We start from the raw sequence: 23,563 nt of genomic DNA, 5'->3' as shown, positions 1-23,563 counted from the left end.
GATATCAGTGGTTGTCGCGCGGCAGACCACGGGTCTGGTGGATGCGCTGGAACTTCTCGGTGCCCTCGAGGATCATGCCGGTGTTCATCTGGCCGACGATCCCGCGCTGGATTTCCTGCCAGGGGGTCTGCGAGGCGGGGTAGGGGTAGCCACCGCGCGCTTCGAGGTCGGCACGGCGCTGGCTCAGTTCCTCGTCCGAAATGAGCACGTCGACGCGGCCCTTGCGAAGGTCCATGCGCACGCGGTCGCCGGTCTGGATGAGGGCAAGGCCGCCCATCGCTGCCGCTTCGGGCGAGGCGTTGAGGATCGAGGGGCTGCCCGAGGTGCCCGACTGGCGTCCGTCGCCGATGCAGGGGAGCGCGCCCACGCCTTCGGTGATGAGGTAGCTGGGCGGACGCATGTTCACGACCTCGGCCGCACCCGGATAGCCGATGGGGCCGGCGCCGCGCATGAACAGCAGCGTGTCGGTGGTGATGCCGACCGAGGGATCGTCGATGCGCGCGTGGTAGTCCTCAGGACCGTCGAACACCACGGCCGGGCCTTCGAAGGCTTCCGGATCGTCGGGGTTCGAGAGGTAGCGTGCGCGGAATTCGTCCGAGATCACGCTGGTCTTCATGATCGCCTGGTCGAACAGGTTGCCGGTCATGACGATGAAGCCGGCTTCCTTCTTGAGCGGGGCGTCGAAGGTCTTGATGACCTTGTCGTCCTCGATCGTGGCGTCGCGGCAGTTGTCGCCGATGGTCTGGCCGTTCGCGGTGATCGCGTCCTCGTTGATGAGGCCCTGGCCCATGAGCTGGGCAACGACCGCAGGCACGCCGCCCGCATGGTAGTAGTCTTCGCCCAGGTACTCGCCAGCGGGCTGCAGGTTCACCAGCAGCGGGATCTTGTGGCCCTTCTCCTCCCAGTCGGTGAGGGGCAGGTCGACGCCGACGTGGCGGGCCAGTGCGGCCAGGTGGATCGGCGCGTTGGTCGAGCCGCCGATGGCCGAGTTGACGCGGATCGCGTTGTGGAAGGCGTCGAGCGTCAGGATGTCGGAGGGCTTGAGGTCCTCGTGCACCATGTCGACGATGCGCTTGCCGGTGCGCCATGCGCATTCCTGGCGGTCGCGGTAGGGCGCGGGGATCGCGGCCGAGCCGGGCAGGGACATGCCCAGCGCCTCGGTCAGCGAGTTCATCGTCGTCGCCGTGCCCATGGTGTTGCAGTAGCCGGTCGAGGGCGCCGAGGAGGAGACGAGCTTGATGAAGCCCTCATCGTCGATCTTGCCCGCGGCCAGCATCTCGCGGGCCTTCCACACGATCGTGCCCGAGCCGGTGCGCTCGCCCTTGTGCCAGCCGTTCAGCATCGGGCCGACCGACAGGGCGATGGCCGGAATGTTGACCGTTGCGGCGGCCATCAGCGCGGCGGGCGTGGTCTTGTCGCAGCCGATCGTCAGCACCACGCCGTCGAGCGGATAGCCGTAGAGCAGTTCGACAAGGCCGAGGTAGGCGAGGTTGCGGTCGAGCGCAGCGCCCGGACGCTTGCCGGTTTCCTGGATCGGGTGGACCGGGAATTCCATGGGAATACCGCCCGCTTCGCGGATGCCTTCACGCACGCGCTCGGCCAGCACCAGGTGGTGGCGGTTGCAGGGCGACAGGTCGCTGCCCGACTGGGCGATGCCGATGATCGGCTTGCCCGAGCGCAGTTCCTCCAGGCTGATGCCGAAGTTGAGGTAGCGCTCCAGGTAGAGCGCGGTCATGTCGATGTTCTCGGGGTTGTCGAACCAGGCGCGCGAACGCAGCTTGGGTTTGGTCTGATCGGTCATGGTGGATCTTGCCTTGCTCAACGCTCGACCGAAACGCGATAGACCATGACATGCCGGTAAGGCGTGCCGGGATCGACGCGGGCCGAGACGAAGTTGGAATGGTTGGGCGCATCGGGGAACTTCTGCGGTTCAAGCGCAATGCCGTCGCCCATGCGGTAAAGGTGGCCGTGCTTGCCGAGGAACGTGCCGTCAAGGAAATTGCCGGAGTAAACCTGGAGGCCCGGTTCGGTCGTCAGCACTTCGAGGACGCGGCCCGATTCGGGATCGGAGAGCCGTGCAGCAAGCTCGGGAGTCTTGGTGAGGCCCTTGTCGAGCGCGAAGTTGTGGTCAACCCCGCGGCCATAGACGATCTGCTGGTCGGTGCCGTCGCGCAGACCCTCTTCCATCGCCTTGCCCGCGCGGAAATCGAACGGGGTGCCTTCGACCGCGGCGAGTTCGCCGGTCGGGATCAGGGTCTCGCTGACCGGGGTGTAGTGGCTGGCGGGCACCGTGAGCACGTTGCCCATCGCGCCTTGCGGTGCGCCTTCACCCGCCATGTTGAAGATGGCGTGGTTGGTCATGTTGATCACGGTCGGCTTGTCGGTGGTCGCGTCGAACGCGATCTGGAGCGAGCCGTGGTCATCGAGGGTGTACGTCACGCGGGCCTGGACAGTTCCGGGATAGCCGGCCTCGCCGTCGGGGCTGGTACGGGTAAAGATCGCGCGCGCGACCTTGCCCGAGGAGACCTTCTCGACCTTCCAGTTCTGCACGTCGAAGCCCTTGCCGCCGCCGTGCAGCGAGTTTTCGCCGTCGTTCTGGGGAAGCTGGTAGGCCGTGCCGTCGAGGGTGAAGCGGCCGTGGTCGATGCGGTTCGCGTAGCGGCCGACCGTGGCGCCCCAGAAGTTGGGTTTGTCCTTGAACAGCTGGAGGTCGTCATAGCCCAGCGTGATGTCGGCAAGTTCGCCGTCACGGTCAGGCGCCATGAACTTCCACAAGGTCGCGCCGAAGGAGAGGATCGTGACCGAGACGCCGTCCGCGCCGGTCAGCGTGACCGAAGTCACCTTGGTGCCGTCGTCCAGCGTGCCCGCGGTGTCCTGGCTCGCCTCGGCGGCGAGGGCAGGCAACGCGCCCGTGGCGGCAAGCGCCATCGCCGCGGTCGACATGAATGCCTTGCTCAATAACCTCACAATCCTGGCTCCCGTAGTATTCTGCAGTCGAATTTTGACTTTCGCGTGATTTTCGTCGGCCATTGACGTGGCCGCTGGCTGCATATAGTCCGACAAATAGATAGAGCGCAAGCCGGATTGCGTCGATGGCACCCGGCCGATGTGACGAGAGGATCACCATGCCTTCAGTTGGAACTTCACCCAGCGCCCCGGTGGCGCAATCGCAGCCTGCGGGCGTGCGGTACGGCCCCGCGCTGGCTCTGCTGGCCAGCCTGTTTTTCATGTGGGGCTTCATTACGGTCATCAACAACACGCTGCTGCCGCACCTGCGTAGTGTGTTCGAACTCAATTACACCCAGACGACTCTCATCGAATCGGTCTGGTTTATTGCCTATTTCGTGGCCTCGATTCCCTCGGCCAAGCTGATCGAGTGGGTTGGCTACAAGAAGTCGCTGGTCATCGGCCTGCTGACCATGGCCGCGGGCGCAGTGGGCATGATGCTGGCCGCGATGATCCCCTCCTACGGCGTGACGCTGGTGATGCTCTTCATCATCGCCAGCGGCATCACCCTGCTGCAGGTGGCGGCGAACCCCTATGTCGCGGTCTGCGGCAAGCCCGAGACCGCCTCGGCGCGCCTCAACCTGGTGCAGGCGCTCAACTCGATGGGCACCATGCTGGCCCCGATGTTCGGCGCCTACCTGATCCTGGGTCGCACCAAGGGCGGTACGGCGGCAGAGGGCGCGGTCGCGCTCACCCAGGCCGAGCGCCTGGCCGACGCGCAGTCGGTCATCCTGCCCTACGCGCTCGTGGCAGGCGTGCTGGTGGTGCTCGCGATCATCATCGCCCGGTTCCCGCTTCCCGCGATGGTCTCGGAAAGCGATGACGCGAAGGAAAAGCGCAAGCACATCATCAACCCGGAACTGTTCAAGCACCGCAACCTGGTGTTCGGCATCCCGGCGATCTTCATCTACCTCATCGCCGAGATCGGCGTGGGCAACCTCTTCATCAACTTCGTCTCGCGCCCCGACATCGGCAACATGTCGCTCGAGCAGGCCGGTCACTACCTGACTTTCCTGTGGGGCGGGATGATGGTGGGCCGCTTCGTCGGCTCGGCGATCATGAGCCGTTTCGATGCCGCGCACGTTCTGGCCGTCTTCTCGGTCGGCGCCTTCATCACCATGCTGGTGACGAGCTTTGCCGATGGCCATGTCGCGATGTGGTCGCTGATCCTGGTGGGCCTGTTCCACTCGATCATGTTCCCGACCATCTTCACGCTGGGCATCAAGGGCCTGGGCCCGCTCACCGAGGAAGCCTCGGGGCTTCTGGTCATGGCGATCGCGGGTGGCGCGCTGGTCTTCGTGCAGGGCTGGATTGCCGATGCCTATGACCTCCAGACTTCATTCCTGCTGACTGCGGCCTGCGAGCTTTACGTCCTGTTCTACGCGCTGTGGGGCTCCAAGCCGACGCACGCCGAGCCGGAACCGGAGCCGGAACCGGACGCGCTGTTCGACTGAATTTGCTCTCCCTTCCGTGAGCAAAGTGCCCCGCGGGACCCTTCGTCAGGTTCCGCGGGGCTTTTTCATGTGTGGTGCGGGCAAAAGAAAAGGGGGCGCGATGGCCCCCTTTTGTACGTGTGCAGGTCTGTGCGATTTACTCCCCGGTGAGCGCGTCCGGCTGGGCCTGCGGGGCGTCGCGATCCTCGATGGCGCTGCGGGTGTCTTCCAGCGCGAGGTCGACGAGCACGTTCATCGCGTCGGCCGCCGCGGCCTCGTCGCCCGCCGCGATGGCGTCGTAGACGCGCACGTGGTCGGGGATCGGGTTGCGGGGCAGGGCGCGGGCGCGCTGCTTGAACTGGGTCGTCCAGTTGACCGCCGCGCCGATCGAGGCGCTGAGCACCATGAGCGCGTCGTTGCGCGTGGCGGTGAGGATGGCGTTGTGGAAATCGCGGTCGGCCGCGCGCCCGGCGTCGGTCGTCAGCGTGTGACGGCGCATCGCGGCCAGCGCGTCCTTCATCGTCTTGAGGTCGTCCTTGTCGCGGCGCCTTGCGGCAAAGCGCGCGGCGGCGGGCTCGACGATGGCGCGCAGTTCGAACAGCGAGCGCACGAATTCGATGTCGGGTTCGCCCGCGAAGGCCCAGCCCAGGACATCAGGATCGAGCAGGTTCCAGCGTTCGCGCGGCAGGACGCGCGTGCCCGCCTTGGGGCGGCTCGCGACAAGGCCCTTGGCCGTCAGCACCTGGATTGCCTCGCGGTAGGCGCTGCGCGAGACTTTCAGCTCCTCGGCAAAGGCCACTTCGCCCGAGAGAACGTCGCCGGGCGCATATTTGCCTGACAAGATGTCGGTGCCCAATCGGTGCGCAATCGCGCCATGAAGCCGGCGCCCCGGTCCGCGCGTTTCATCGGTCTTCCTGGACGTTTCGTCCACCTTCATATTTTTCCCAGTTGTCACAGAAATTCGCACCTCCCACGTGCAACCTACACGCCATCCCGTGCCGAAGGAATGACAAACATTGCGTTTCCTGATCGCACATAATATGTCGGAGTAAATAGGGAGACTTTTCTATGACCGAATTCCGTTCCATCGCAGCCGCAACCGGCGAGCCGCACGGGGACGCCTTTGCCGTCAACACGCCCGCCGATGTCGCAGAGGCCTGCGCCAAGGCGGCGGCCGCGTTCGACACCTACCGGGCGATCGACCTCGAATCGCGCGCCAAGTTCCTCGAGCGAATCGCCGACGAGATCATGGCGCTCGGCGAACCGCTGCTCGAAGCCTACCTGACCGAAAGCGGGCTTCCGCGCGCGCGTTCGGAAGGTGAGCGTGGCCGTACCTGCGGCCAGCTGCGCATGTTCGCCGACGTTGTCCGCAAGGGCCAGTTCCTGCAGATGCGCATCGATCCCGCGCTGCCCGACCGCGCCCCGCCGCGCCCGGACCTGCGCCTGCGCATGATCCCGGTTGGCCCCGTCGCCGTGTTTGGCGCGTCCAACTTCCCGCTCGCCTTCTCGACCGCGGGCGGTGACACCGCCTCGGCGCTTGCCGCCGGTTGCCCGGTCGTCGTGAAGGGCCACCCCGCCCACCCGATCACCGGCAGCCTGATTGCCCAGGCGATCAGCAAGGCGGTGGCCGATTCGGGCCTGCCCGAGGGTGTCTTCCAGCACCTCGTCGGCCCCTCGAACGATCTGGGCGCCGCGCTCGTGCAGGACCCCAACATCATGGCGGTCGGCTTCACCGGCTCGCGCGCGGGCGGTCTTGCCCTCACCAGGCTGGCGCAGGCCCGCGAAGTGCCGATCCCGGTCTACGCCGAGATGTCGGCAATCAACCCGGTCGTGATCCTGCCCGAAGCGCTCAAGGCGCGCGGCGCTGCGCTGGGTGAAGCCTTCGTCGGCTCGCTGTGCATGGGCGCAGGCCAGTTCTGCACCAACCCCGGCCTTGTCGTGACGGTCGAGGGCGATGGCCTTGACGACTTCGTTCAGGCGGCGGCCACGGGCGTCAGCGGTGCCAAGCCGCAGACCATGCTCACCACCGGCATCGCGGACGCCTATGCCAAGGGCGTCGAGAAGCTGGCGGGTGCGCCGGGCATCGAGGAAGTGGCGCGCGGCGAAGCCGGTTCGGCCACCACGGGCGGCGCGGTCCTGTTCCAGACCACGGCCGAGAAGTTCCTCGCTGACAAGGCGCTGGGCGAGGAAGTCTTCGGCTCCTCCTCGGTGATCGTGCGCTGCAAGGACGAGGCCGAGCTCAAGACCCTCCTCGAAGGTCTCGAAGGCCAGCTTACCGCCACGATCCACATGGACGATGCCGACGAAGGCGCGGCTGCCAAGATCCTGCCCACGCTGGAGCGCAAGGTTGGCCGCATTCTCGTCAACGGCTGGCCCACGGGCGTCGAGGTGTGCCACGCGATGGTCCATGGCGGTCCGTTCCCGTCGACCACCGATGCGCGCACGACCTCGGTCGGCAGCCTCGCCATCGACCGCTACCTGCGTCCGGTGAGCTACCAGAACATGCCGCAGAGCCTGCTCGCGCCCGAACTGCGCGACGCGGCCTTCAGCGACGGCGCGCCGCGTCTCGTCGACGGCAAGCTCACCCTCAACTGATCCAATCCATGCCCCGCAGCGCGCCCACCTCATAAGAAGGCGCGCTGCGGACCCTGGGAGAGACCCCTGACATGACTACTCTTCGCCTGCTGCAGCACCGTGCCGAGGACGGCACCCGTTCCGTCATCCTCGCCGAGGGCGATGCCGCGCACGTCCTGACCGGCGTTGCCTCCGTGCGCGAACTCGCGCTGCGCGCCATCGAGGAAGGCAATTCGCTGGCCGCGACCGCACGCGCCTGCGGCATTGGCGATGCCATCGACATTGCGGCCGAGCAGGCGGCGGGCCGCCTCATCGCGCCGATCGACCATGCCGATGACGCCCACGTGCTGCTGACCGGCACGGGCCTCACCCACCTGGGTTCCGCGGAAGGTCGCAACAAGATGCACCAGGCCGCAGCTTCGGGCGAGAACGTCACCGATTCCATGCGCATGTTCTTGGAAGGCCTCGAAGGCGGCAAGCCCGCTGAGGGCCAGGAAGGCCAGCAGCCGGAATGGTTCTACAAGGGCGACGGCTCGCAGCTGGTCGGCCCCGGTGAGGCGCTCACCATGCCCTCTTTCGCCAAGGACGGCGGCGAGGAGCCCGAACTGGCGGGCATCTACATCATCGGCAACGACGGCCAGCCCTATCGCCTGGGCATCGCGCTGGCCAACGAGTTCTCCGACCACGTGACCGAGCGCCACAACTACCTGTGGCTTGCCCACTCCAAGCTGCGCCAGGCGGCACTGGGCGCCGAGCTGCTGCTGGGCGAAGTTCCCGAGAAGATCGAGGGCACCAGCAAGATCGTGCGCGGCGGCGAGACGATCTGGGAAAAGCCCTTCCTTTCGGGCGAGGGCAACATGTCGCACAGCTTTGCGAACCTGGAGCACCACCACTTCAAGTACGACCTGTTCTGCCGCCCGGGCGACATCCACATCCACTTCTACGGCACCGCGACGCTTTCGTTCAGCGACGGTGTGCAGACGGAGGAAGGCGACGTCTTCGAGATCGCGGCCGCGCCCTTCACCCTGCCGCTCGCCAACCCGCTGGCCCGCGCCGCCGAGCGCGCGGTCACCGTCAAGGCGCTCTGAGCCATGGACCCGATCCGCATTGCCATCGTGGGCCTGGGCAAGATTGCCCGGGACCAGCACATCCCCGCCATTCGCGGCAACGGCAACTTCGACATCGCCGCGACCGTGAGCCCGCACTCGCCGCCGATGGAAGGCATCCCCCAGTTCGCCTCGATAGAGGAGCTGCTGGAGAAGGGCCCGGCGGTCGACGCGGTCGCGCTCTGCACCCCGCCCCAGGTGCGCTATGACATTGCCGTCACGGCGCTGAAGGCCGGGATGCACGTCTTCCTCGAGAAGCCGCCGGGCGCCACGCTCGCCGAAGTCGAGGCGCTCAAGGATCGGGCCGACAAGGCCGGCGTCACGCTCTTTGCTTCGTGGCACTCGCGCTTTGCCGCAGGGGTTGCGCCTGCGCGCGCCTGGCTTGCCGAGCGTACGGTGAAGAGCGCGAAGATCGTCTGGCGCGAGGACGTGCGCGTGTGGCACCCGGGCCAGGACTGGATCTGGCAGCCGGGTGGTCTGGGCGTCTTCGATCCGGGCATCAACGCGCTCTCGATCATCACCCACATCCTGCCGCGTCCGATGTTCCTCAAGGACGCGACGCTGAGCCTTCCGGCCAACCGCGCCGCGCCGATTGCCGCCGACATCGATTTCCAGGACACGGCGGGCGCGCCGATCCACATGGACCTCGACTGGCGCCAGACCGGCCCGCAGTCCTGGGACATCACCGTCGAGACCGACGCGGGCGAGCTCAAGCTCTCCAGCGGCGGCGCGGTGCTGACCCTGCCGAGCGGGACCGAGCGTAACGAGGACCTGGAATACGCCGGGCTCTACGCGCGTTTTGCCAACCTCATCCGCGGCGGGCGCAGCGACGTCGATGTCGCGCCGATGCGGCTGGTGGCCGACGCCTTCCTGCGCGGCAAGCGCGAGACGGTTGACGAATTCCACGATTAAGAACGCCCTGGGAGGGGATAGAAGACATGATGAAGGCATTTCGCCACACCGCCGCCACCCTGCTTCTGGGGGTGAGCGTCTTTGCGAGCACGGGCGTCCTGGCCGACACCGCCGGGACCCCGACGCGCGCGACGATCCACGCCGATACGCCGGGCCCGGTCTACGACAAGGACATCTTCACCCAGTTTGCCGAGCATCTGGGTGAGGGCATCTACGGCGGCCTGTGGGTCGGCGAGGACAGCGCGATCCCCAACACCAACGGGTTTCGTAACGACGTGGTCGGCGCGCTGCGCGATCTCTCGGTGCCGGTCATCCGCTGGCCGGGCGGCTGCTTTGCCGACGAGTACCACTGGCGCGAGGGCGTGGGTCCGAGGAAGGACCGCCCGACCAAGGTCAACACCCACTGGGGCGGCGTGACCGAGCCCAACACTGTGGGCACGCACGAGTTCTTCGAGCTGACCCGCCAGGTCGGCGCAGAGGCCTATGTCGCGGGCAACGTGGGCAATGGCTCGCCGCGCGAAATGGCCGAGTGGATCGAGTACATGACCGCGCCTGCTGGCACGTTGGCCGAAGAGCGCGCGGAGAACGGCCACAAGGAGCCCTGGAAGGTCAAGTACTTCGGGGTTGGCAATGAACTATGGGGCTGCGGGGGCAACATGCGTCCCGAGTACGCCGCCGATGTCACGCGCCGCTACTCCACCTTCATCAAGCCGCCTGCGGACACGAAGATCCTCAAGGTCGCGGCGGGCGCCAATGTCGAGGACTACAACTGGACCGAGCAGATGATGAAGATCGCGGGCAACATGCTCGATGGTCTCTCGCTGCACTACTACGTCCACCCCGCAGGGGGCTGGCCGCCGCGCGCACCTGCCGTCGATTTCGACGAGAGCGGCTGGGCCGACGCGCTCCACGAAGCCTGGCGCATGGATGAGCTGATCACCAAGCACAGCGCGATCATGGACAAGTACGATCCCGAGAAGCGCCTGTTCCTGGCCGTGGACGAATGGGGTTCGTGGTATGCCCAGGACGAGGGCACGCACCCCGGCTTCCTGCGCCAGCAGAACACCATGCGCGACGCGCTGATCGCCGCGATCAACCTCGACATCTTCGCCAAGCACGCCGACCGCGTGCGCATGACCGCCATCGCGCAGATGGTGAACGTGCTCCAGGCGATGATCTTCACCAAAGACGACCAGATGGTGCTGACGCCCACCTACCACGTCTTCGAGATGTACAAGCCCTGGCAGGACGCGACCGTGCTGCCGATCGACATCCAGACGCCGACCTACAAGGTGGGGGACTACACGCTTCCCGCCGTCAGCGGTTCGGCGGTCAAGGGCAAGGACGGCAAGATCCACGTCGGCCTCTCCAACGCCGATGCGAAGGAGGCGAACACCGTCACCATCGCGCTCGACGGCGTGAAGGCGGGCAAGGTCTCGGGTCGTATCCTGACGGCGGGCGCGATCAACGCGCACAACACCTTCGAGAACCCCGAGGTGGTCAAGCCCGCCGCGTTCAACGGCGCGCGGGTGAAGGGCGGCACGCTCACCGTCACCCTTCCGGCCAAGTCCGTCGTGGTGCTCGAACTGCAATGAGCCGCGTCCACGTCCTTGGCGATTGGGGCACGACCCACCTTCGGCTCTACCGGGTCGAGGACGGGCGTGTCACCGACAGGCTCGACGGTCCCGGCGCGCTGAGCGCCGATCCCGCCGGTATCCTTGCCGCGCGCCTGGCGCAGTGGCAGGAGCAGGGCCCGCTCGAGGACGTGGTGCTGTGCGGCATGGCGGGCGCGAAGGGCGCGCTCGTCGATGCCGGGTACGTCACGTGCCCGGCCCGTCGCGACGACTGGCTGGCCGGCCCCACCCGCACCACCGTGGCCGGACTTCCCGTCACCGTGCTGGCGGGCGTGTGCGGCCACATGGGCGGCGTGGTGCCCGATGTGATGCGCGGCGAGGAAACGCAGATCTTCGGCGCCATCGCGCTCCAGCCCGAACTGGGTGAGGGGCGTCACCTGATCGTCCTGCCCGGCACCCACTGCAAGTGGGTGGAAGTGACGGACGGCGTGCTGACCGGCTTTCGCACCCATCCCACCGGCGAGCTTTTCGCGCTCCTCACCGGCCACTCGACACTGACCGGCCCGGACACGGATGGGGAGGGACGTTTCGAGGACGGCTTCGCGCGCGGTCTCGAACGCGCGGGCGAACCGCTGACCGGCGCTCTCTTCGAGGCGCGCGCGGCACGCCTGCTCGATGGCCGCTCCAAGGCGTGGTCGCACGGCTACCTCTCTGCGCTTCTGATCGGCGGCGAAGTCGTCGCCGAGGCGAACGCGGGGGCCTCGGTGGTTCTCATCGGCGATGGCAAGATCGTCGATCTCTACGAAAAGGCGCTTCCCCTTTCCGCCGCGGTGGCGCAGCGGATCGATGGCGAGGCAGCCGTACTGGCGGGCCTCGCGCTCGCTACAGGAGTGAAGGCATGAAGATCGCAGACGTTCTGGCGCAGGGCGCCGTCCCGGTGGTGGCCATCCTGCGCGGGGTCGAAACCCACGAAGTCGTCGCCATCGGCGAGGCGCTGGTCGAGGCAGGCGTGCGCCTGATCGAAGTGCCGTTCAACTCGCCCGATCCGGCGGGCTCCATCGCCGCGCTGTCCGCCGCGCTCGAAGACCGCGCGGCCATCGGCGGGGGTACCGTCATCTCCACCGGACTGGCCGAGGATCTTGCAGGGGCCGGTGGCACCTTCATGGTTTCGCCCAACACCGACCACGCGGTCATTACCCATTCGCTGGCGCTGGGCATGGATGTCCTGCCCGGTTTCCTCACCCCGACCGAGGCGTTTGCGGCGGTGTCCGCAGGCGCGCGCGACCTCAAGCTCTTCCCCGGCTCGGTTCTGGGCGCGTCCTACGTGAAGGCGATTCTGGACGTGCTGCCCCGCGAAACCCGCGTCTGGGCCGTGGGCGGCGTTGGCCCGGCGAACATTGCCGAATACCGCAAGGCCGGGGTCTTCGGCATCGGCGTGGGCGGCAGCCTCTACAAGCCCGGTGATACGCCCGCGCAGGTGGGCGAAAAGGCGCGCGCGCTCGTCGCCGCCTGGGCCGCGAGCGAGGGGTGAGGGCGATGGTCCGCACATTCTCCCGCTTTCTGGCCCTGGGCGCGCTGGCGCTTGCGATGGGCGTTTCGGCCAAGGCGCCGGAGGCCGACGCTCCGGTCCTGAACGACCGGCTGACGGGCGCGCTCGCCCCCACGCACGATCCCGTCCTGATCCGTGAGGGCGACACCTACTACGTTTTCAACACGATAGGCCGCTACATCGGCATCAAGACCTCGCACGACCTCGTCCATTGGCAGGAGGCCGGTTCGGTCTTCGCTGAGCTTCCCGAGTGGGCGACGAAGGCCGTACCGGGCACCGAGGGGATCTGGGCGCCTGACATTCAGCGCGTGAATGGCGAATACCGCCTCTACTACTCGGTCTCGACCTTCGGCTCGAACCGTTCGGCGATCGGCCTTGCGACCGCCAAGACGCTGGACCCGACCTCGAAGGACTATGGCTGGAGCGACAAGGGCCTTGTCGTCCAGTCGACCCACGCCGACGATTTCAACGCCATCGACCCCAACCTGGTGATCGATGAAAAGGGCGGGCAGTGGCTCTCGCTCGGCAGCTTCTGGACGGGTATCAAGCTCTTCGCCGTGAACCCTGAGACCGGCAAGGTCGATGCAGGCACCCGGCCTGTTTCCATCGCGCGCCGTCCGGCCCCGGCCGGAGCGCCCGCGCCGGTCGAGGCGCCGTTCATCCTCAACCACGGCGGCTGGTACTACCTCCTCGTCAGCTACGACTATTGCTGCAAGGGCGTGAACTCCACCTACTACACCGTGATGGGCCGGTCGCGCGACGTGAAGGGGCCCTATCTCGGCAAGGACGGCTCGAAGCTGATGGAGGGCGGCGGCACGATCCTGCTGCGCGCGGACCTGGAAGAGAAGGAGCGCTTCCGCGGCCCCGGCCACGTCGGCGCCTTCACCGACACCGATGGCACCACCTACCTCGTCTACCATGCCTACGACCGCGAGGCGAACGGCGCGCCCACGCTGCGCATCGCGCCCCTGACCTGGGACGCGGACGGCTGGCCGGTGGCGCAGTACTGAACACCACCAACTGGCCCCCCGCATCCACGCCGGGGCGGGGGGCCGTTTTTTTGACGCTTTTGCCGCGATCCGGCCTCCGCAAGAGAGGTCCCTCGCGCCCGACCAGAGACCGGAGAGGACTTATGCCGTTTTCCCTTTCGCGCCGCACCTTTGCCCTTGGCGCAGCGCTTCTTCCCATCGCCTGCAGCGAGGCGGGCCGCACGGTCCTTGCCGACGGTGAAGACGCCGATGGCGCCGCCACGCCCGCCGTTCCGGTCAACCCGCTGGTCAAGAACCGCGCCGACGCGCAGGTCTTCCTCCACACCGACGGCTACTATTACATGATGGGCTCGGTGCCCGAGTATGACCGTCTGGTCCTGCGCCGCGCCAAGACGCTGGCGGGCCTCACCGACGCAGAGGAGCGCGTGCTGTGGCGCCACGAGGAGGAGGGCCCGCTCTCCGGCTTCATCTGGGCGCCCGAAATGCACCAGATCGACGGGCGCTGGTACGTCTACTTCGCCGCGGGCCCCTCGGGCGGGGGCGAGGACGTCTTCCGCATCCGCACGTATGCGGTGGAATGCGCGGGTGAGGACCCGATGACGGGCACGTGGTCGGTGAAGGGCGAGTTCAAGGCGCCCTGGGACAGCTTCAACCTTGATTCCAAAGTCTTCGTCCACCGGGGTGAGCGCTACTTCACCTGGGCCCAGCGCGAGCCGGGCATCGAGACCAATTCCAACCTCTACATCGCGAAGATGACCGGCCCGCTGACGGTCGGCCCGGCGACCCGCCTTTCGGTCCCGACCTACGACTGGGAAATCCGGGGCTTCAAGGTCAACGAAGGCGCCGCCGTGCTGGAAAACGCGGGCAAGCTCTACATGACCTACTCGGCCAGCGCGACCGACGACCGTTACTGCCTGGGCATGCTCTCCATCGACGCCGAGGCCGATCTCCTTGTCGCCGAGAACTGGACCAAGTCGCCCGAGCCGGTCTTCCAGACCAGCGTCGCGACCTCGGTCTATGGCCCGGGCCACAACGACTTCACGGTCGACGAGCAGGGGCGGCCGATGCTCGTCTACCATGGCCGCGATTACAAGGAGATCGAGGGCGATCCGCTGTTCAACCCGGACCGCCACACCCGCGTCCAGCGCGTCTACTTCGATGAAAAGGGCGCGCCCGATTTCGGCGTGCCGGTGGGCAATGGTCCGCTGCCCGAGCGTTTCCTCAGCGCGGCCAGTGAGGGCGCGTTCCTGGCGCACGAGGACGAGGCGCTGGTGATCGGGGCCCCGGCGCTGCCCCAGACCCAGATCCGTTCGCTTCCCGTCAAGGATGGGACCGTCCAGCTCTCCCCGATCCTGCTGCGCGAGATGTGCCTCACCGTGGGCGGGGATGGCGCCTGCACGCTGGCGCCGCGCGCCGAAGGCGGCGCGCAGGACGGGGCCGACCGCTTCCGCCGCAAGGTGGAGGGGGAAGGCAAGGTGCGCTTCGAGTCGGTGGCGCAGGCCGGAAAGGGGCTTGCCGCAATCGACGGCAAGGTCGCCCTGGCACCGCTCTCGGACCCGCGCACGCTGTGGACCGTGGACTGATACATTCGTTCTAAAACTCGGACAATAATGTCGCGGATTTGCGCGGTTTTGTGAGGGCGTGTGGCGCGCAGTGATGCGAAGATGCCACGCTCCCTTACGAGTTGCTGAATTGTAAGGCAGGCTTGCACTTTTCGCTTGCACAAAATAACTCCGACAAATAATCAGGCCCCCACGAACACGGCGCAGGAACCGCTGCGCGCTTAAAATTGGGAGGGTTGATCATGGCATTCCGGCCATTCGCATTCTGCACAGCTTCTGTTCTGGCCCTGGGCATCGCCGGCGTGGCGAACGCGCAGGAGGCCGCCCCCGCCCCGCAGGCCGATGGAGCCAGCGACCCCAGCGCCGAGGAAATCATCGTCACGGGCGTGCGCGCCTCGATCCTGGGCGCGCTCAACGTGCGCAAGAACAACGTCCAGATCGTCGATTCGATCGTGTCGGAAGACGTCGGCAAGCTGCCCGACAACAACGTCGTCGAGGCGCTCCAGCGCGTCACCGGCATCCAGATCACCGACCGCGCGAGCGGCGAGGCGCAGACCGTCACCATTCGCGGGTTGAACGACCCCGTCACCACGCTGAACGGCATCAACGTCTTCACCGCATCGGGCCAGAGCTTCTCGCTCCAGGACATCCCGGCGAACCTTGTGAAGCAGGTCAACGTCTTCAAGACCCGCTCGGCCGACCAGCTCGAAACCGGCCTTGCCGGCCAGATCGACGTCAAGACCCGTCGTCCCTTCGACTTCAGCGGCTTTGCCGTGTCGGGCCAGGCGCGCGGCACCTACGACGAGATCGCCGACACCTTCAATCCGAGCGGCGCGCTGCTGGTCGCGGACAGCTGGGACACGGGCATCGGGCGCATCGGTGTCCTTGTGAACGCCAGCTACATCCGCGCCAAGTACCGCACCGAAAGCGCGACCGCGGGCGCGCTCGTGCCCTTCCTCACCGACAGCAACCTGCCCACCGTCAGCTCGGCGCCGGGCGCCTGCGCGGGTGGTGCGGCCTGGGTCCCCTACGAGCGTATCCAGCCCAGCGACTGCCGCAGCGTGACCGCGGGCAATCCCGACGGCAACATCTGGCAGCCGGGTCTCAACGCCGGTCTCTCCACCGATCCGGGCGCCACGCTCAACATCAACGGCCAGGACGTGCCCTATGTCCTGTCGCGCGACGCGGTGTTCTCCTCGGACCTCTACGGCAAGCGTGAGCGCCCCGCGTTCAACGCCGCGCTGCAGTGGGCGCCCAATTCCAGCTCGGTCTACACCGCCGAGATGTTCTATACGGGCTACCGCTCCGAGACCTTCAACAGCCTGCAGTTCAGCTTCGTCGACTGGTGGGGCAACCCCGGCGCGGTCGAGCTTTACGATGGCACCAACATCGTCAAGTCGCGCACCGTGGGCGATGTCTACGGCTTCAATTCGGCTGACCTCAACAAGTCGAAGACCGACAGCTACGTCTACCACCTCAACGGAGCGTGGGAAGTCGGCGACGGCGATGGCAAGATCACCAGCGACCTCGCCTACCAGACCAGCACGTTCGAAAGCTCGTTCATCGCGATGCGCACGAGCCGCGTGGCCGACGAGATCACTGCCGACTTCAACGCGGGCGGCGGCATTCCTTCCTACCACTTCTCGGACGACAGCCTGCTGACGCAGCCCTCGACCTGGGCCGTGGGCGAGCTGTACGACAACGCCAACAAGGACAAGGGCAGCGCGCTCACCGGCAAGCTCGATGGCTACTACGGCTTCTACGAGGGCTTCCTGCGCCGCGTCGCCGCGGGCCTTCGTGTCGACCGTCGCAAGGCGGCCAGCTACATCCGCACCGGCGATGCCGTGGCGCTGGGTGGCAACCTGACCGACCTGCCCGAAGAGGCCCTGTTCACCAACTCGGGCTTCTTCAAGGGTGAGGGCGACCTGCCGCGCAGCTGGGTCAACATCGACGGCAACTGGCTCTACGACAACGCGGACATGGTGCGCGGGCTCTATGGCCGTCCCACCAGCGACCAGCTTTCGCTGGGCCAGACCTTCGGCATCGAGGAAACCACGATGTCGGGCTACGTGATGGCCGACGCGCAGATCTCGATCTTCGGCAATCCGCTCGATCTCCAGGCGGGCGTGCGCTACGTCAACATCGACACCGATTACGACTTCTACGACCGCCTCGACAACTTCGCGCGCAGCTCGGTTTCGCGCGGGTCGGCCAAGTTCCTGCCCAGCTTCACCGCGCGCTACGAGATCACCCGCGATCTGCGCCTGCGCTTCAACTACGGTGAGACCCTGCGCCGCCCCAACTTCACCGACGTCAACCCGACCTACCAGCTGACGGGTGACCTCACCAACGTGGGCTACGGCAGCGGTTCGGCCGGTACGGCCACGCTCAACCCGACGCATTCGAAGAACATCGACGTCGCCATCGAGTGGTACTTCGAGCCCAACAGCGCGATCACGGTCACCGGCTTCCGCCGCGAGATCTCAGGGCTTGTCGTGCCGATTTCGAGCTACGAGTACATCCCGAACAACGACATCGAGGCAGGCGCGACCGACTACTTCACGATCACCCGCCCGGCCAACGCCTCGGACGGCGTGCTCAAGGGCGTCGAAGTGGGCCTGACCTACTTCCCGACCTACCTGCCCAGCGTTCTGGATGGCCTGGGCTTCCAGGGCAGCCTGACGGTGCTCGACTCCAACCAGTCGATCCCCGAGACCAACCAGCTGGGCGAAGTCGTGGGCTACACGCAGTCGGACTTCTTCAACGTCTCGAAGCTCTCGTACAACGCGACGCTCGCCTACCAGCGCGGTCCCATCGGCGCACGTCTGTCGTACGTGTGGCGCAAGGGCTTCCTGCACAACAACGAGGCGCGTCTCTTCGCCAACCCGATTGGCGTGTGGTACAAGTCCTCGGGCTACATGGACTTCCAGCTGACCGCCAACGTGACGGACGACATCGCGCTGACCTTCGATGCGCGCAACCTCACCAAGGAAAACCAGCAGAGCTTCTACAAGTACGGCGCGGCCGGCGGCGCGGAGACGATGAACCTGGGCACGACCCTGGTTCCGCGCACCTTCGCCATCGGCGCACGCTTCACCTTCCAGTAAGCACTTTGGCGATCCCGGACCTGCCCCTCGCTTTTGCCATTCTGCGAAGGGGAGAGGGGCCGGGATCGGCATGAGGCGACCGTTTTCCCGGGGCACATTCTCCTCTCCCGACGCCCCGGGGGGACGGTCGCCTTTTCCTTTTCAAGGGACCATTCCTTCTAGACGACGGGGCACAGAGCATGATCGCACGAACGGCACGGGTACTTGGGACCAGCGCGCTGCTGGCCGGAACGGCAACGCTGCTGGCGGGTGCGGCCCCGCCTGCCGCTCCGGTGATGGCTCCGATGATGGCGGCAGCCTCCGTCGCGCCCTCCGCCGTCCCCGTGCTCGACACCAGGGCGATCGCCCGCGCGCGCTTCGGCAACGATGCGCCCTGGTACGAGGATCGCATCCCCTTCTTCGAGAGCGCGGACCCCAAGATCGACGCGGTCTGGTACTACCGCTGGTCGATCTACCGCGCGCACCAGCGCGACCTGGGCGCAAAGGGCTTCATCACCACCGAGTTCGCCGACGATGTGGGCTGGCAGCGTGAGCCCTACGCCAGCCTCAACGATGCGAGCGGCTTTCACATCGCCGAGGGGCGCTGGCTCAACGACCGGCGCTTTGTCAGCGATTACATCGACTTCATGTACGAGGGCGGCAACGACCGCCACTTCACCGACCACATGGCGGATTCGACCTGGGGGCGCTACCTCGTCGATGGTGACCGCGCGGCGGTGACCCGCCACCTCAAGGTGATGCGCCATATCTACGGCCTCTGGGAAGACCACATGGACTGGTCCAAGGGGCTCTACTGGGTCGAACCGCTGCTCGATGCGACCGAGTACACCGTCTCCTCCATCGACGCCTCGGGCGGCAAGGACGGCTTTGGCGGCGGACATGCGTTCCGTCCCTCGGTCAACAGCTACATGATCGCCAACGCCCGCGCGATTGCGCGCATCGCGGAGATGACCGGCGACACAGCGCTGGCCGACGAGTTCGAAGGCAAGGCCAGGGCGCTGCAGGATCGCATGGTGGCGGACCTGTGGAACCCGCAGCTGGCGCACTTCACCGACCGCTACCGCACCCACAACGAACACGTCTCCTACTGGGACTTCATCCGCGCGCGCGAGCTGGTCGGCTTCCTGCCCTGGATGTTCGATGCCGTGCCCGACGAGGCCAAGTACGCGCAGGCCTGGGCGCACCTCCTCGATCCCCAGATGCTGGCAGGTGAGGCCGGGATGCGCACGGTCGAACAGTCCTACGAATACTACATGCGCCAGTACCGCTATCTGGGCGATGCGCGTGAGTGCCAGTGGAACGGGCCGATCTGGCCTTACCAGACGACGCAGGTGCTGACCGGCATGGCCAATCTCCTCGACCACTACGAGGAGACGGGTCCGGTCACGCGCAGCACCTACATGCGCCTCCTGCGCCAGTACACGCAGCTCCATTTCCAGGGCGACAAACTGGATCTGGAGGAGGACTACGATCCTGCGACGGGCAAGCCCATCGTCGGGCTCGACCGCAGCCACCACTATTTCCACTCGGGCTACAACGATCTGATCCTGACCGGGCTTGTCGGCATCCGCCCGCGCGCCGATGACGTGCTGGAGGTGAACCCGCTGCTGCCCCAGGCGGGCGATCCCGAGGCCTTGCCCTGGTTCCATGTCGAGCGCGTGCCCTACCACGGCCATATGATCTCGGTGACCTGGGACGCGGATGGATCGCACTATGGCAAGGGCGCGGGGCTGACCGTCGCGGCCGATGGCAAGGTGCTGGCCCACCGCGCGGATCTGGGCCGGATCGAGGTGCCGCTCGCCCGCAAGGCGCCTGCGCCCATCGTGCGTGAGACCAACCACGCGGTGCAACTGGTGCGCGGCGACTTCCCCAAGGCGAGCGCGTCGAGCGGGGCCGAGGCGGAGAACCTGCACGACGGGATCGACGGTCGCCTCTGGTTCTACCCTGAGCTTCCCAACGGCTGGACCTCCGGGGCGGGAACGGCGTCGCAGTGGTACGCGGTCGACTTTGGCGCGCCCCAGCCGGTCTCTTCGGTGAAGCTCGCCTTCTTCGACAACGGCGCGGACATCCGTGCGCCGGGCAAGGTTACACTCGAGGGCTGGCAGGACGGCGCCTGGCGCGATCTCGGCTCGGCAACGCCGCTCGCCAATGGCGTGACCACGCTCACCTTCACCGCACGCCCGCTGACCAAGGTGCGCGCGGTGATGACACCCACGCAGGGCAAGGCGATCCGTATTGCCGAGCTGAAGGCGCTCTCGGACAGCTGACCTAGAACAGGTACCCCGAGACGAGGAAGGCCGCCGCCGCGATGATCCCGGCGGCGGGCAGCGTCACCACCCAGGCCAGCGCGATGGGCTTCATCAGGCCCCAGTTGGTCTGGCGGTTGACGATGCCGATGCCCAGCACCGCGCCGATCAGGATGTGCGTGCTGGAGACCGGGATGCCCAGGCTCGAGGCGAGCATGACCACGCAGGCCGCGCCCAGCTCGGCGCAGAAGCCCGAGGCCGGGTGCATTGCGGTGAGGCCATGGCCCACGGTCGCGATGACCTCCTTGCCGATGAACCACAGCCCCACGACAAGCGTGATGCCGAACGAGATCATCACCATCGGCGGCACCGCGGCCGAGGAGGTGATGACGCCGGTGCGCAGCACGTCGAGGATCGCGGCAAAGGGCCCGACCGCGTTGGCGATGTCGTTGGCGCCGTGGCTGAAGGCAAAGCCGCAGGCGGTGAAGACCTGCATCCAGCTGAAGAGGAGGAAGGTCGCGCGCTCGAGCGGGGCCTGGCGCAAGGTGCGCACGAAAAGGAAGGTCGTCGCCCAGGCAATGGCGGCGACCATCGCCATGATGAGGTAGTTGGTCAGCGTCGCAAGGCCCAGCTCCATGTGCTTGAGGCCCTTGAAGAGCAGCATCGCGGAAATGACCGCCGCGCCCAGCGCCGCGACCAGCGGCACCCAGAGCTGGAGCGCATGGTGGGTCTCCACCTCGTCGCGCTGGCGCTCGATGGCGTACCACTTGCGGTAGTAGTCGGTCTCCAGTTCCTCAGGGTGAAAGTCCTCGCTGCGCAGCACGTCCATGTCGCGCACCAGCATCGTGTTGTAGTTGACCTGCTGGAGTTCGGTCAGGCTTTCAAACGCGCTGCGGTGGTCGCGGCGCAGCGCCTTCTGTTCGGCGCGGATGGCGCGCACGCGCGCCTCGGCGCGCTCGTTGTAGAACAGGACATGGTGCTTGATGAGGCGGAACAGGCCATAGGAAACCAGCCCGCCCAGCAGCGGCGAGATCACCCAGGAAAGCGCGATGCGCGCGATCTCGTCCCACTGCACGAGGGCGAGGGCAGAGGATGTGCCCCCCAGGCTCACGCCCAGCACCACCGAGGCGCCGACGATGCCCCCGATGATCGAATGGGTGGTCGAGACCGGCCAGCCCCGGCGGCTGGCGAACAGCAGCCAGAACGCGGCGGCGACGAGCGCGGCCATCATCACCCGGATGAACTGGAGCGGGCTGACCGCAAGGGCGCCGAGATCGACGATGCCGCTGCGGATCGTGTCGGTGACATCGCCGCCTGCGATGACCGCGCCGCTGACCTCGAAGATCGCGGCAACCCCCAGCGCCTGCCCGATGGTGAGGGTGCCCGCGCCCACGCTGGTGCCGAACGAGTTGGCCACGTCGTTGCCGCCGATGTTGAAGGCCATGAACAGCCCGAACAAGGTCGCCAGAACGAAGATCAGCAGGCTGCCTGAACCGATGTAGCCCGCCCCCCAGACAAGGAACGCGCCCCCGCTCAGCGCCAGCAGCAGGGCAAAGCCGATGTTGGGCAGGGCAAGCCGGGGCCGGGAACCGGACGCGGTGAGATCGGGCAGGGGGGAATTGAGCGTGGCCATCGTGTGCGCGGGCGGTCCGTGGTCGTTATCAGGGTTCAACCATAGGGACTTAACCGGGGTAGATGACCGTCGTGTGGCGAGCGTGCTGCGCCAGGCAGGGCGCGACTCGGAGGGATCGGAGTGGAGCGCAACGCGGCGATCCGGGGCTCGTACAGCTCCGGGGCCGCCTTCGCAGGCGCGGCAAAGCGGGGCCAGGCGGCCGATCCGTTCACGCCCCTTGCAAGATAACCTAGCTAAGTATATCGGCGGGGCACGCGTTCGGGCCTTGCGCCTTCACAGGGACGCAATCGTATGCCGATACGGGCAAGTCACTGATTGGCGATGACTTGCCGTTCGCCTTGGGCGGGCCGTCCGGCCACGCCGCAACCGTTCAGCCCAGCACGTGGAGGGCGCCGACAAACACCAGCAAGGCACTGGCACTTGCGCCGCACAGCAGCATGAAGGGACACCGGCTGATCGCAGGATCGTACCGTTCCATGGGAACCTCTCCCGGTTCTTGTTCTTTCTGATGCGATTTTGCGCCTCTTTTCGCGGCAAGGCAAAAGATAATCGCGGGACCTGCGTGGGCCGCGTCCTCCATCGCGAGGGCGGTTTCGTGAAGGGCCTGCAACGCGCGGCGCACCTGCGCCCGCAACACGGAGTTGAGACTGGCAATGGTGAGTGAAAGCGCCGCGAACGCATCCGAACAGGCGGCAGGCAACAGCGATGTCGGGGATGGGGCCGGGGATGAGGCCAAGGACACGGGCCGCAAGGGTCTGAGCGGCAAGACCAAGCGCAACCTCCTCATCGCGGCGATCCTGATCGCGATCGGCGGCGGGCTCTGGTTCATGCGCTACGAAACCTACGGGCAGTACTTCCAGGAAACCAACGACGCGCAGATCGACGTCGACATGGTGGCGATCGCTCCCAAGGTCAGCGGCTATGTCTCCGAGGTCCTCGTCGAGGACAACCAGGACGTGGCCAAGGACGCCCCGCTCGTGCGCATTGATGCGAGCGACTATGATGCCCGCGCGGCGCAGGCCCGCGCCCAGATCGCGCAGGCCGAGGCTTCGGTCGAAAACGCGCGTGCGGGAATTGCCGAGCAGCAGGCCGCCGTCGCGCAGGCCCGCGCGCAGCTCGCCGCCGCGCGCGCCAAGGCCCGCCACGATGCGGGCGAGGTTGCCCGTTACGCCCCGCTCGTCGCCTCGGGCGCGGAACGGCGCGAGACGCTCGACCAGCTGAAACTTGCCGCCACCCAGTCGGCCGAGCAGGTGCGCCAGCTCGAAGCCGCGCTCACCGCGCAGCAGCGCCGCATCGCGACGCTTGAAACCCAGGTCGCGCAGGCCCGCGCGCAAGGCGAAGGCGCGCAGGCGCAGCTCGATGCCGCCGACGTGGATCTGAAAGCCACGCTCATCCGTGCGCCCATCGCGGGCCGGATCGGTGACCGCACCGTGCGCACCGGCCAGTTCGTCCAGGCGGGCACGCGGCTGATGTCGGTGGTGCCGCTCGACAAGCTTTACGTGACGGCCAACTTCAAGGAAACGCAGCTCGCCCTCATGCGTCCGGGCCAGCCCGCGCGCATCTCGGTCGACGCCCTGGAAGGCACCGAGATCAACGGGCGCGTTGCCAGCGTCTCGCCGGGCACCGGCGCGCAGTTCTCGCTGCTCCCGCCCGAGAACGCGACCGGCAACTTCACCAAGATCGTTCAGCGCGTGCCCGTGCGCATCGCCATCGAGGCGCCCGCCAGCGCGCGCAAGCTGCTCGTTCCCGGCCTCTCGGTGACAGTCACGGTCGACACCCGCAGCGCCGAGGGCGAACTGGACCAGATCGAAGAGGCGAGCGACGAACAGGTCGCCCGCCGCGCGCAGCCGAAGGCCCGCGGGACGCGCTGAC

The 23,563-nt window shown here is 66.9% G+C and carries 16 protein-coding genes; 12 read left to right on the top strand and 4 right to left on the bottom strand.

Going from position 1 to position 23,563, the window contains the following annotated elements:
- Positions 1-4: 4 nt before the first annotated feature.
- Together HT578_RS07135 and HT578_RS07130 are read right to left on the bottom strand one after the other, a co-directional pair.
- Complete coding sequence (locus HT578_RS07135) at positions 5-1,801, bottom strand: IlvD/Edd family dehydratase (RefSeq protein ID WP_213503171.1); 1,797 nt, start codon at positions 1,799-1,801, stop codon at positions 5-7.
- 17 nt (positions 1,802-1,818) lie between these two features.
- Positions 1,819-2,943 (bottom strand): aldose epimerase family protein, encoded by a 1,125-nt coding sequence (locus HT578_RS07130; protein ID WP_213504160.1) that lies wholly within the window; start codon positions 2,941-2,943, stop codon positions 1,819-1,821.
- A gap of 182 nt (positions 2,944-3,125) precedes the next feature.
- Here HT578_RS07130 and HT578_RS07125 point away from each other — a divergent pair, with 182 nt between their 5' ends.
- Positions 3,126-4,460, top strand: coding sequence for a sugar MFS transporter (locus HT578_RS07125; RefSeq protein WP_213503169.1), 1,335 nt, complete (start codon positions 3,126-3,128; stop codon positions 4,458-4,460).
- Between the two features lie 136 nt (positions 4,461-4,596).
- Here the strand turns inward: HT578_RS07125 and HT578_RS07120 are convergent, their stop codons facing one another.
- Positions 4,597-5,376 carry a FadR/GntR family transcriptional regulator gene (locus tag HT578_RS07120; protein WP_052322269.1) on the bottom strand — a complete coding sequence of 260 codons (780 nt, stop codon included), beginning with the start codon at positions 5,374-5,376 and terminating at the stop codon, positions 4,597-4,599.
- Between the two features lie 131 nt (positions 5,377-5,507).
- On the opposite strand from HT578_RS07120, the gene HT578_RS07115 reads away from it, so the two are divergent.
- The 10 genes from HT578_RS07115 to HT578_RS07070 all read left to right on the top strand — a co-directional run bounded on the left by HT578_RS07115 (position 5,508) and on the right by HT578_RS07070 (position 20,079).
- A complete protein-coding gene (locus HT578_RS07115; protein WP_213503167.1) occupies positions 5,508-7,034 on the top strand; it encodes an aldehyde dehydrogenase (NADP(+)) in 1,527 nt (508 codons plus the stop codon).
- A 71-nt stretch (positions 7,035-7,105) separates the two neighbouring features.
- Positions 7,106-8,101 (top strand): AraD1 family protein, encoded by a 996-nt coding sequence (araD1, locus tag HT578_RS07110; protein WP_213503165.1) that lies wholly within the window; start codon positions 7,106-7,108, stop codon positions 8,099-8,101.
- A gap of 3 nt (positions 8,102-8,104) precedes the next feature.
- Positions 8,105-9,031: a Gfo/Idh/MocA family protein gene (locus tag HT578_RS07105; protein WP_213503163.1), complete on the top strand. Its 927-nt coding sequence runs from the start codon at positions 8,105-8,107 to the stop codon at positions 9,029-9,031.
- A 26-nt stretch (positions 9,032-9,057) separates the two neighbouring features.
- Complete coding sequence (locus HT578_RS07100; protein WP_213503161.1) at positions 9,058-10,626, top strand: alpha-N-arabinofuranosidase; 1,569 nt, start codon at positions 9,058-9,060, stop codon at positions 10,624-10,626.
- Positions 10,623-11,507, top strand: coding sequence for a 2-dehydro-3-deoxygalactonokinase (locus tag HT578_RS07095; protein WP_213503159.1), 885 nt, complete (start codon positions 10,623-10,625; stop codon positions 11,505-11,507). The genes HT578_RS07100 and HT578_RS07095 overlap by 4 nt, the downstream gene beginning before the upstream one ends.
- Complete coding sequence (locus HT578_RS07090) at positions 11,504-12,136, top strand: 2-dehydro-3-deoxy-6-phosphogalactonate aldolase (RefSeq protein WP_213503157.1); 633 nt, start codon at positions 11,504-11,506, stop codon at positions 12,134-12,136. The genes HT578_RS07095 and HT578_RS07090 overlap by 4 nt, the downstream gene beginning before the upstream one ends.
- 5 nt (positions 12,137-12,141) lie before the next feature.
- Positions 12,142-13,164, top strand: a complete 1,023-nt coding sequence (locus HT578_RS07085) for an arabinan endo-1,5-alpha-L-arabinosidase (protein WP_213503155.1) — start codon at positions 12,142-12,144, stop codon at positions 13,162-13,164.
- 122 nt (positions 13,165-13,286) lie between these two features.
- Positions 13,287-14,726: a glycoside hydrolase family 43 protein gene (locus tag HT578_RS07080; protein ID WP_213503153.1), complete on the top strand. Its 1,440-nt coding sequence runs from the start codon at positions 13,287-13,289 to the stop codon at positions 14,724-14,726.
- A gap of 221 nt (positions 14,727-14,947) precedes the next feature.
- On the top strand, positions 14,948-17,812 hold the full coding sequence (locus HT578_RS07075) for a TonB-dependent receptor (RefSeq protein ID WP_213503146.1): 2,865 nt from the start codon (positions 14,948-14,950) through the stop codon (positions 17,810-17,812).
- Positions 17,813-17,991: 179 nt separating this feature from the next.
- A complete protein-coding gene (locus tag HT578_RS07070; protein ID WP_213503144.1) occupies positions 17,992-20,079 on the top strand; it encodes an MGH1-like glycoside hydrolase domain-containing protein in 2,088 nt (695 codons plus the stop codon).
- A gap of 1 nt (position 20,080) precedes the next feature.
- Here the strand turns inward: HT578_RS07070 and HT578_RS07065 are convergent, their stop codons facing one another.
- A complete protein-coding gene (locus HT578_RS07065) occupies positions 20,081-21,691 on the bottom strand; it encodes an inorganic phosphate transporter (RefSeq protein ID WP_213503142.1) in 1,611 nt (536 codons plus the stop codon).
- A 653-nt stretch (positions 21,692-22,344) separates the two neighbouring features.
- Between HT578_RS07065 and HT578_RS07060 the strand changes: the two genes are divergently transcribed.
- Positions 22,345-23,562, top strand: coding sequence for an HlyD family secretion protein (locus HT578_RS07060; protein ID WP_213503140.1), 1,218 nt, complete (start codon positions 22,345-22,347; stop codon positions 23,560-23,562).
- Position 23,563: the final 1 nt, after the last annotated feature.

Origin of the sequence: Novosphingobium decolorationis (assembly GCF_018417475.1) — a bacterium.
GTDB lineage: Bacteria > Pseudomonadota > Alphaproteobacteria > Sphingomonadales > Sphingomonadaceae > Novosphingobium > Novosphingobium decolorationis.
Note: the sequence above shows the minus strand (reverse complement) of the source record. Positions and strands in the feature narration are given on the sequence as shown.

Coding starts and splice junctions, on each gene's coding strand:
- HT578_RS07120 (WP_052322269.1), bottom strand. CDS start 5,376: ATGAAGGTGGACGAAACGTCCAGGAAGACCGATGAAACGCGCGGACCG.
- HT578_RS07115 (WP_213503167.1), top strand. CDS start 5,508: ATGACCGAATTCCGTTCCATCGCAGCCGCAACCGGCGAGCCGCACGGG.
- HT578_RS07105 (WP_213503163.1), top strand. CDS start 8,105: ATGGACCCGATCCGCATTGCCATCGTGGGCCTGGGCAAGATTGCCCGG.
- HT578_RS07135 (WP_213503171.1), bottom strand. CDS start 1,801: ATGACCGATCAGACCAAACCCAAGCTGCGTTCGCGCGCCTGGTTCGAC.
- HT578_RS07065 (WP_213503142.1), bottom strand. CDS start 21,691: ATGGCCACGCTCAATTCCCCCCTGCCCGATCTCACCGCGTCCGGTTCC.
- HT578_RS07100 (WP_213503161.1), top strand. CDS start 9,058: ATGATGAAGGCATTTCGCCACACCGCCGCCACCCTGCTTCTGGGGGTG.
- araD1 (WP_213503165.1), top strand. CDS start 7,106: ATGACTACTCTTCGCCTGCTGCAGCACCGTGCCGAGGACGGCACCCGT.
- HT578_RS07085 (WP_213503155.1), top strand. CDS start 12,142: ATGGTCCGCACATTCTCCCGCTTTCTGGCCCTGGGCGCGCTGGCGCTT.
- HT578_RS07070 (WP_213503144.1), top strand. CDS start 17,992: ATGATCGCACGAACGGCACGGGTACTTGGGACCAGCGCGCTGCTGGCC.
- HT578_RS07060 (WP_213503140.1), top strand. CDS start 22,345: ATGGTGAGTGAAAGCGCCGCGAACGCATCCGAACAGGCGGCAGGCAAC.
- HT578_RS07080 (WP_213503153.1), top strand. CDS start 13,287: ATGCCGTTTTCCCTTTCGCGCCGCACCTTTGCCCTTGGCGCAGCGCTT.
- HT578_RS07090 (WP_213503157.1), top strand. CDS start 11,504: ATGAAGATCGCAGACGTTCTGGCGCAGGGCGCCGTCCCGGTGGTGGCC.
- HT578_RS07125 (WP_213503169.1), top strand. CDS start 3,126: ATGCCTTCAGTTGGAACTTCACCCAGCGCCCCGGTGGCGCAATCGCAG.
- HT578_RS07130 (WP_213504160.1), bottom strand. CDS start 2,943: ATGTCGACCGCGGCGATGGCGCTTGCCGCCACGGGCGCGTTGCCTGCC.
- HT578_RS07075 (WP_213503146.1), top strand. CDS start 14,948: ATGGCATTCCGGCCATTCGCATTCTGCACAGCTTCTGTTCTGGCCCTG.
- HT578_RS07095 (WP_213503159.1), top strand. CDS start 10,623: ATGAGCCGCGTCCACGTCCTTGGCGATTGGGGCACGACCCACCTTCGG.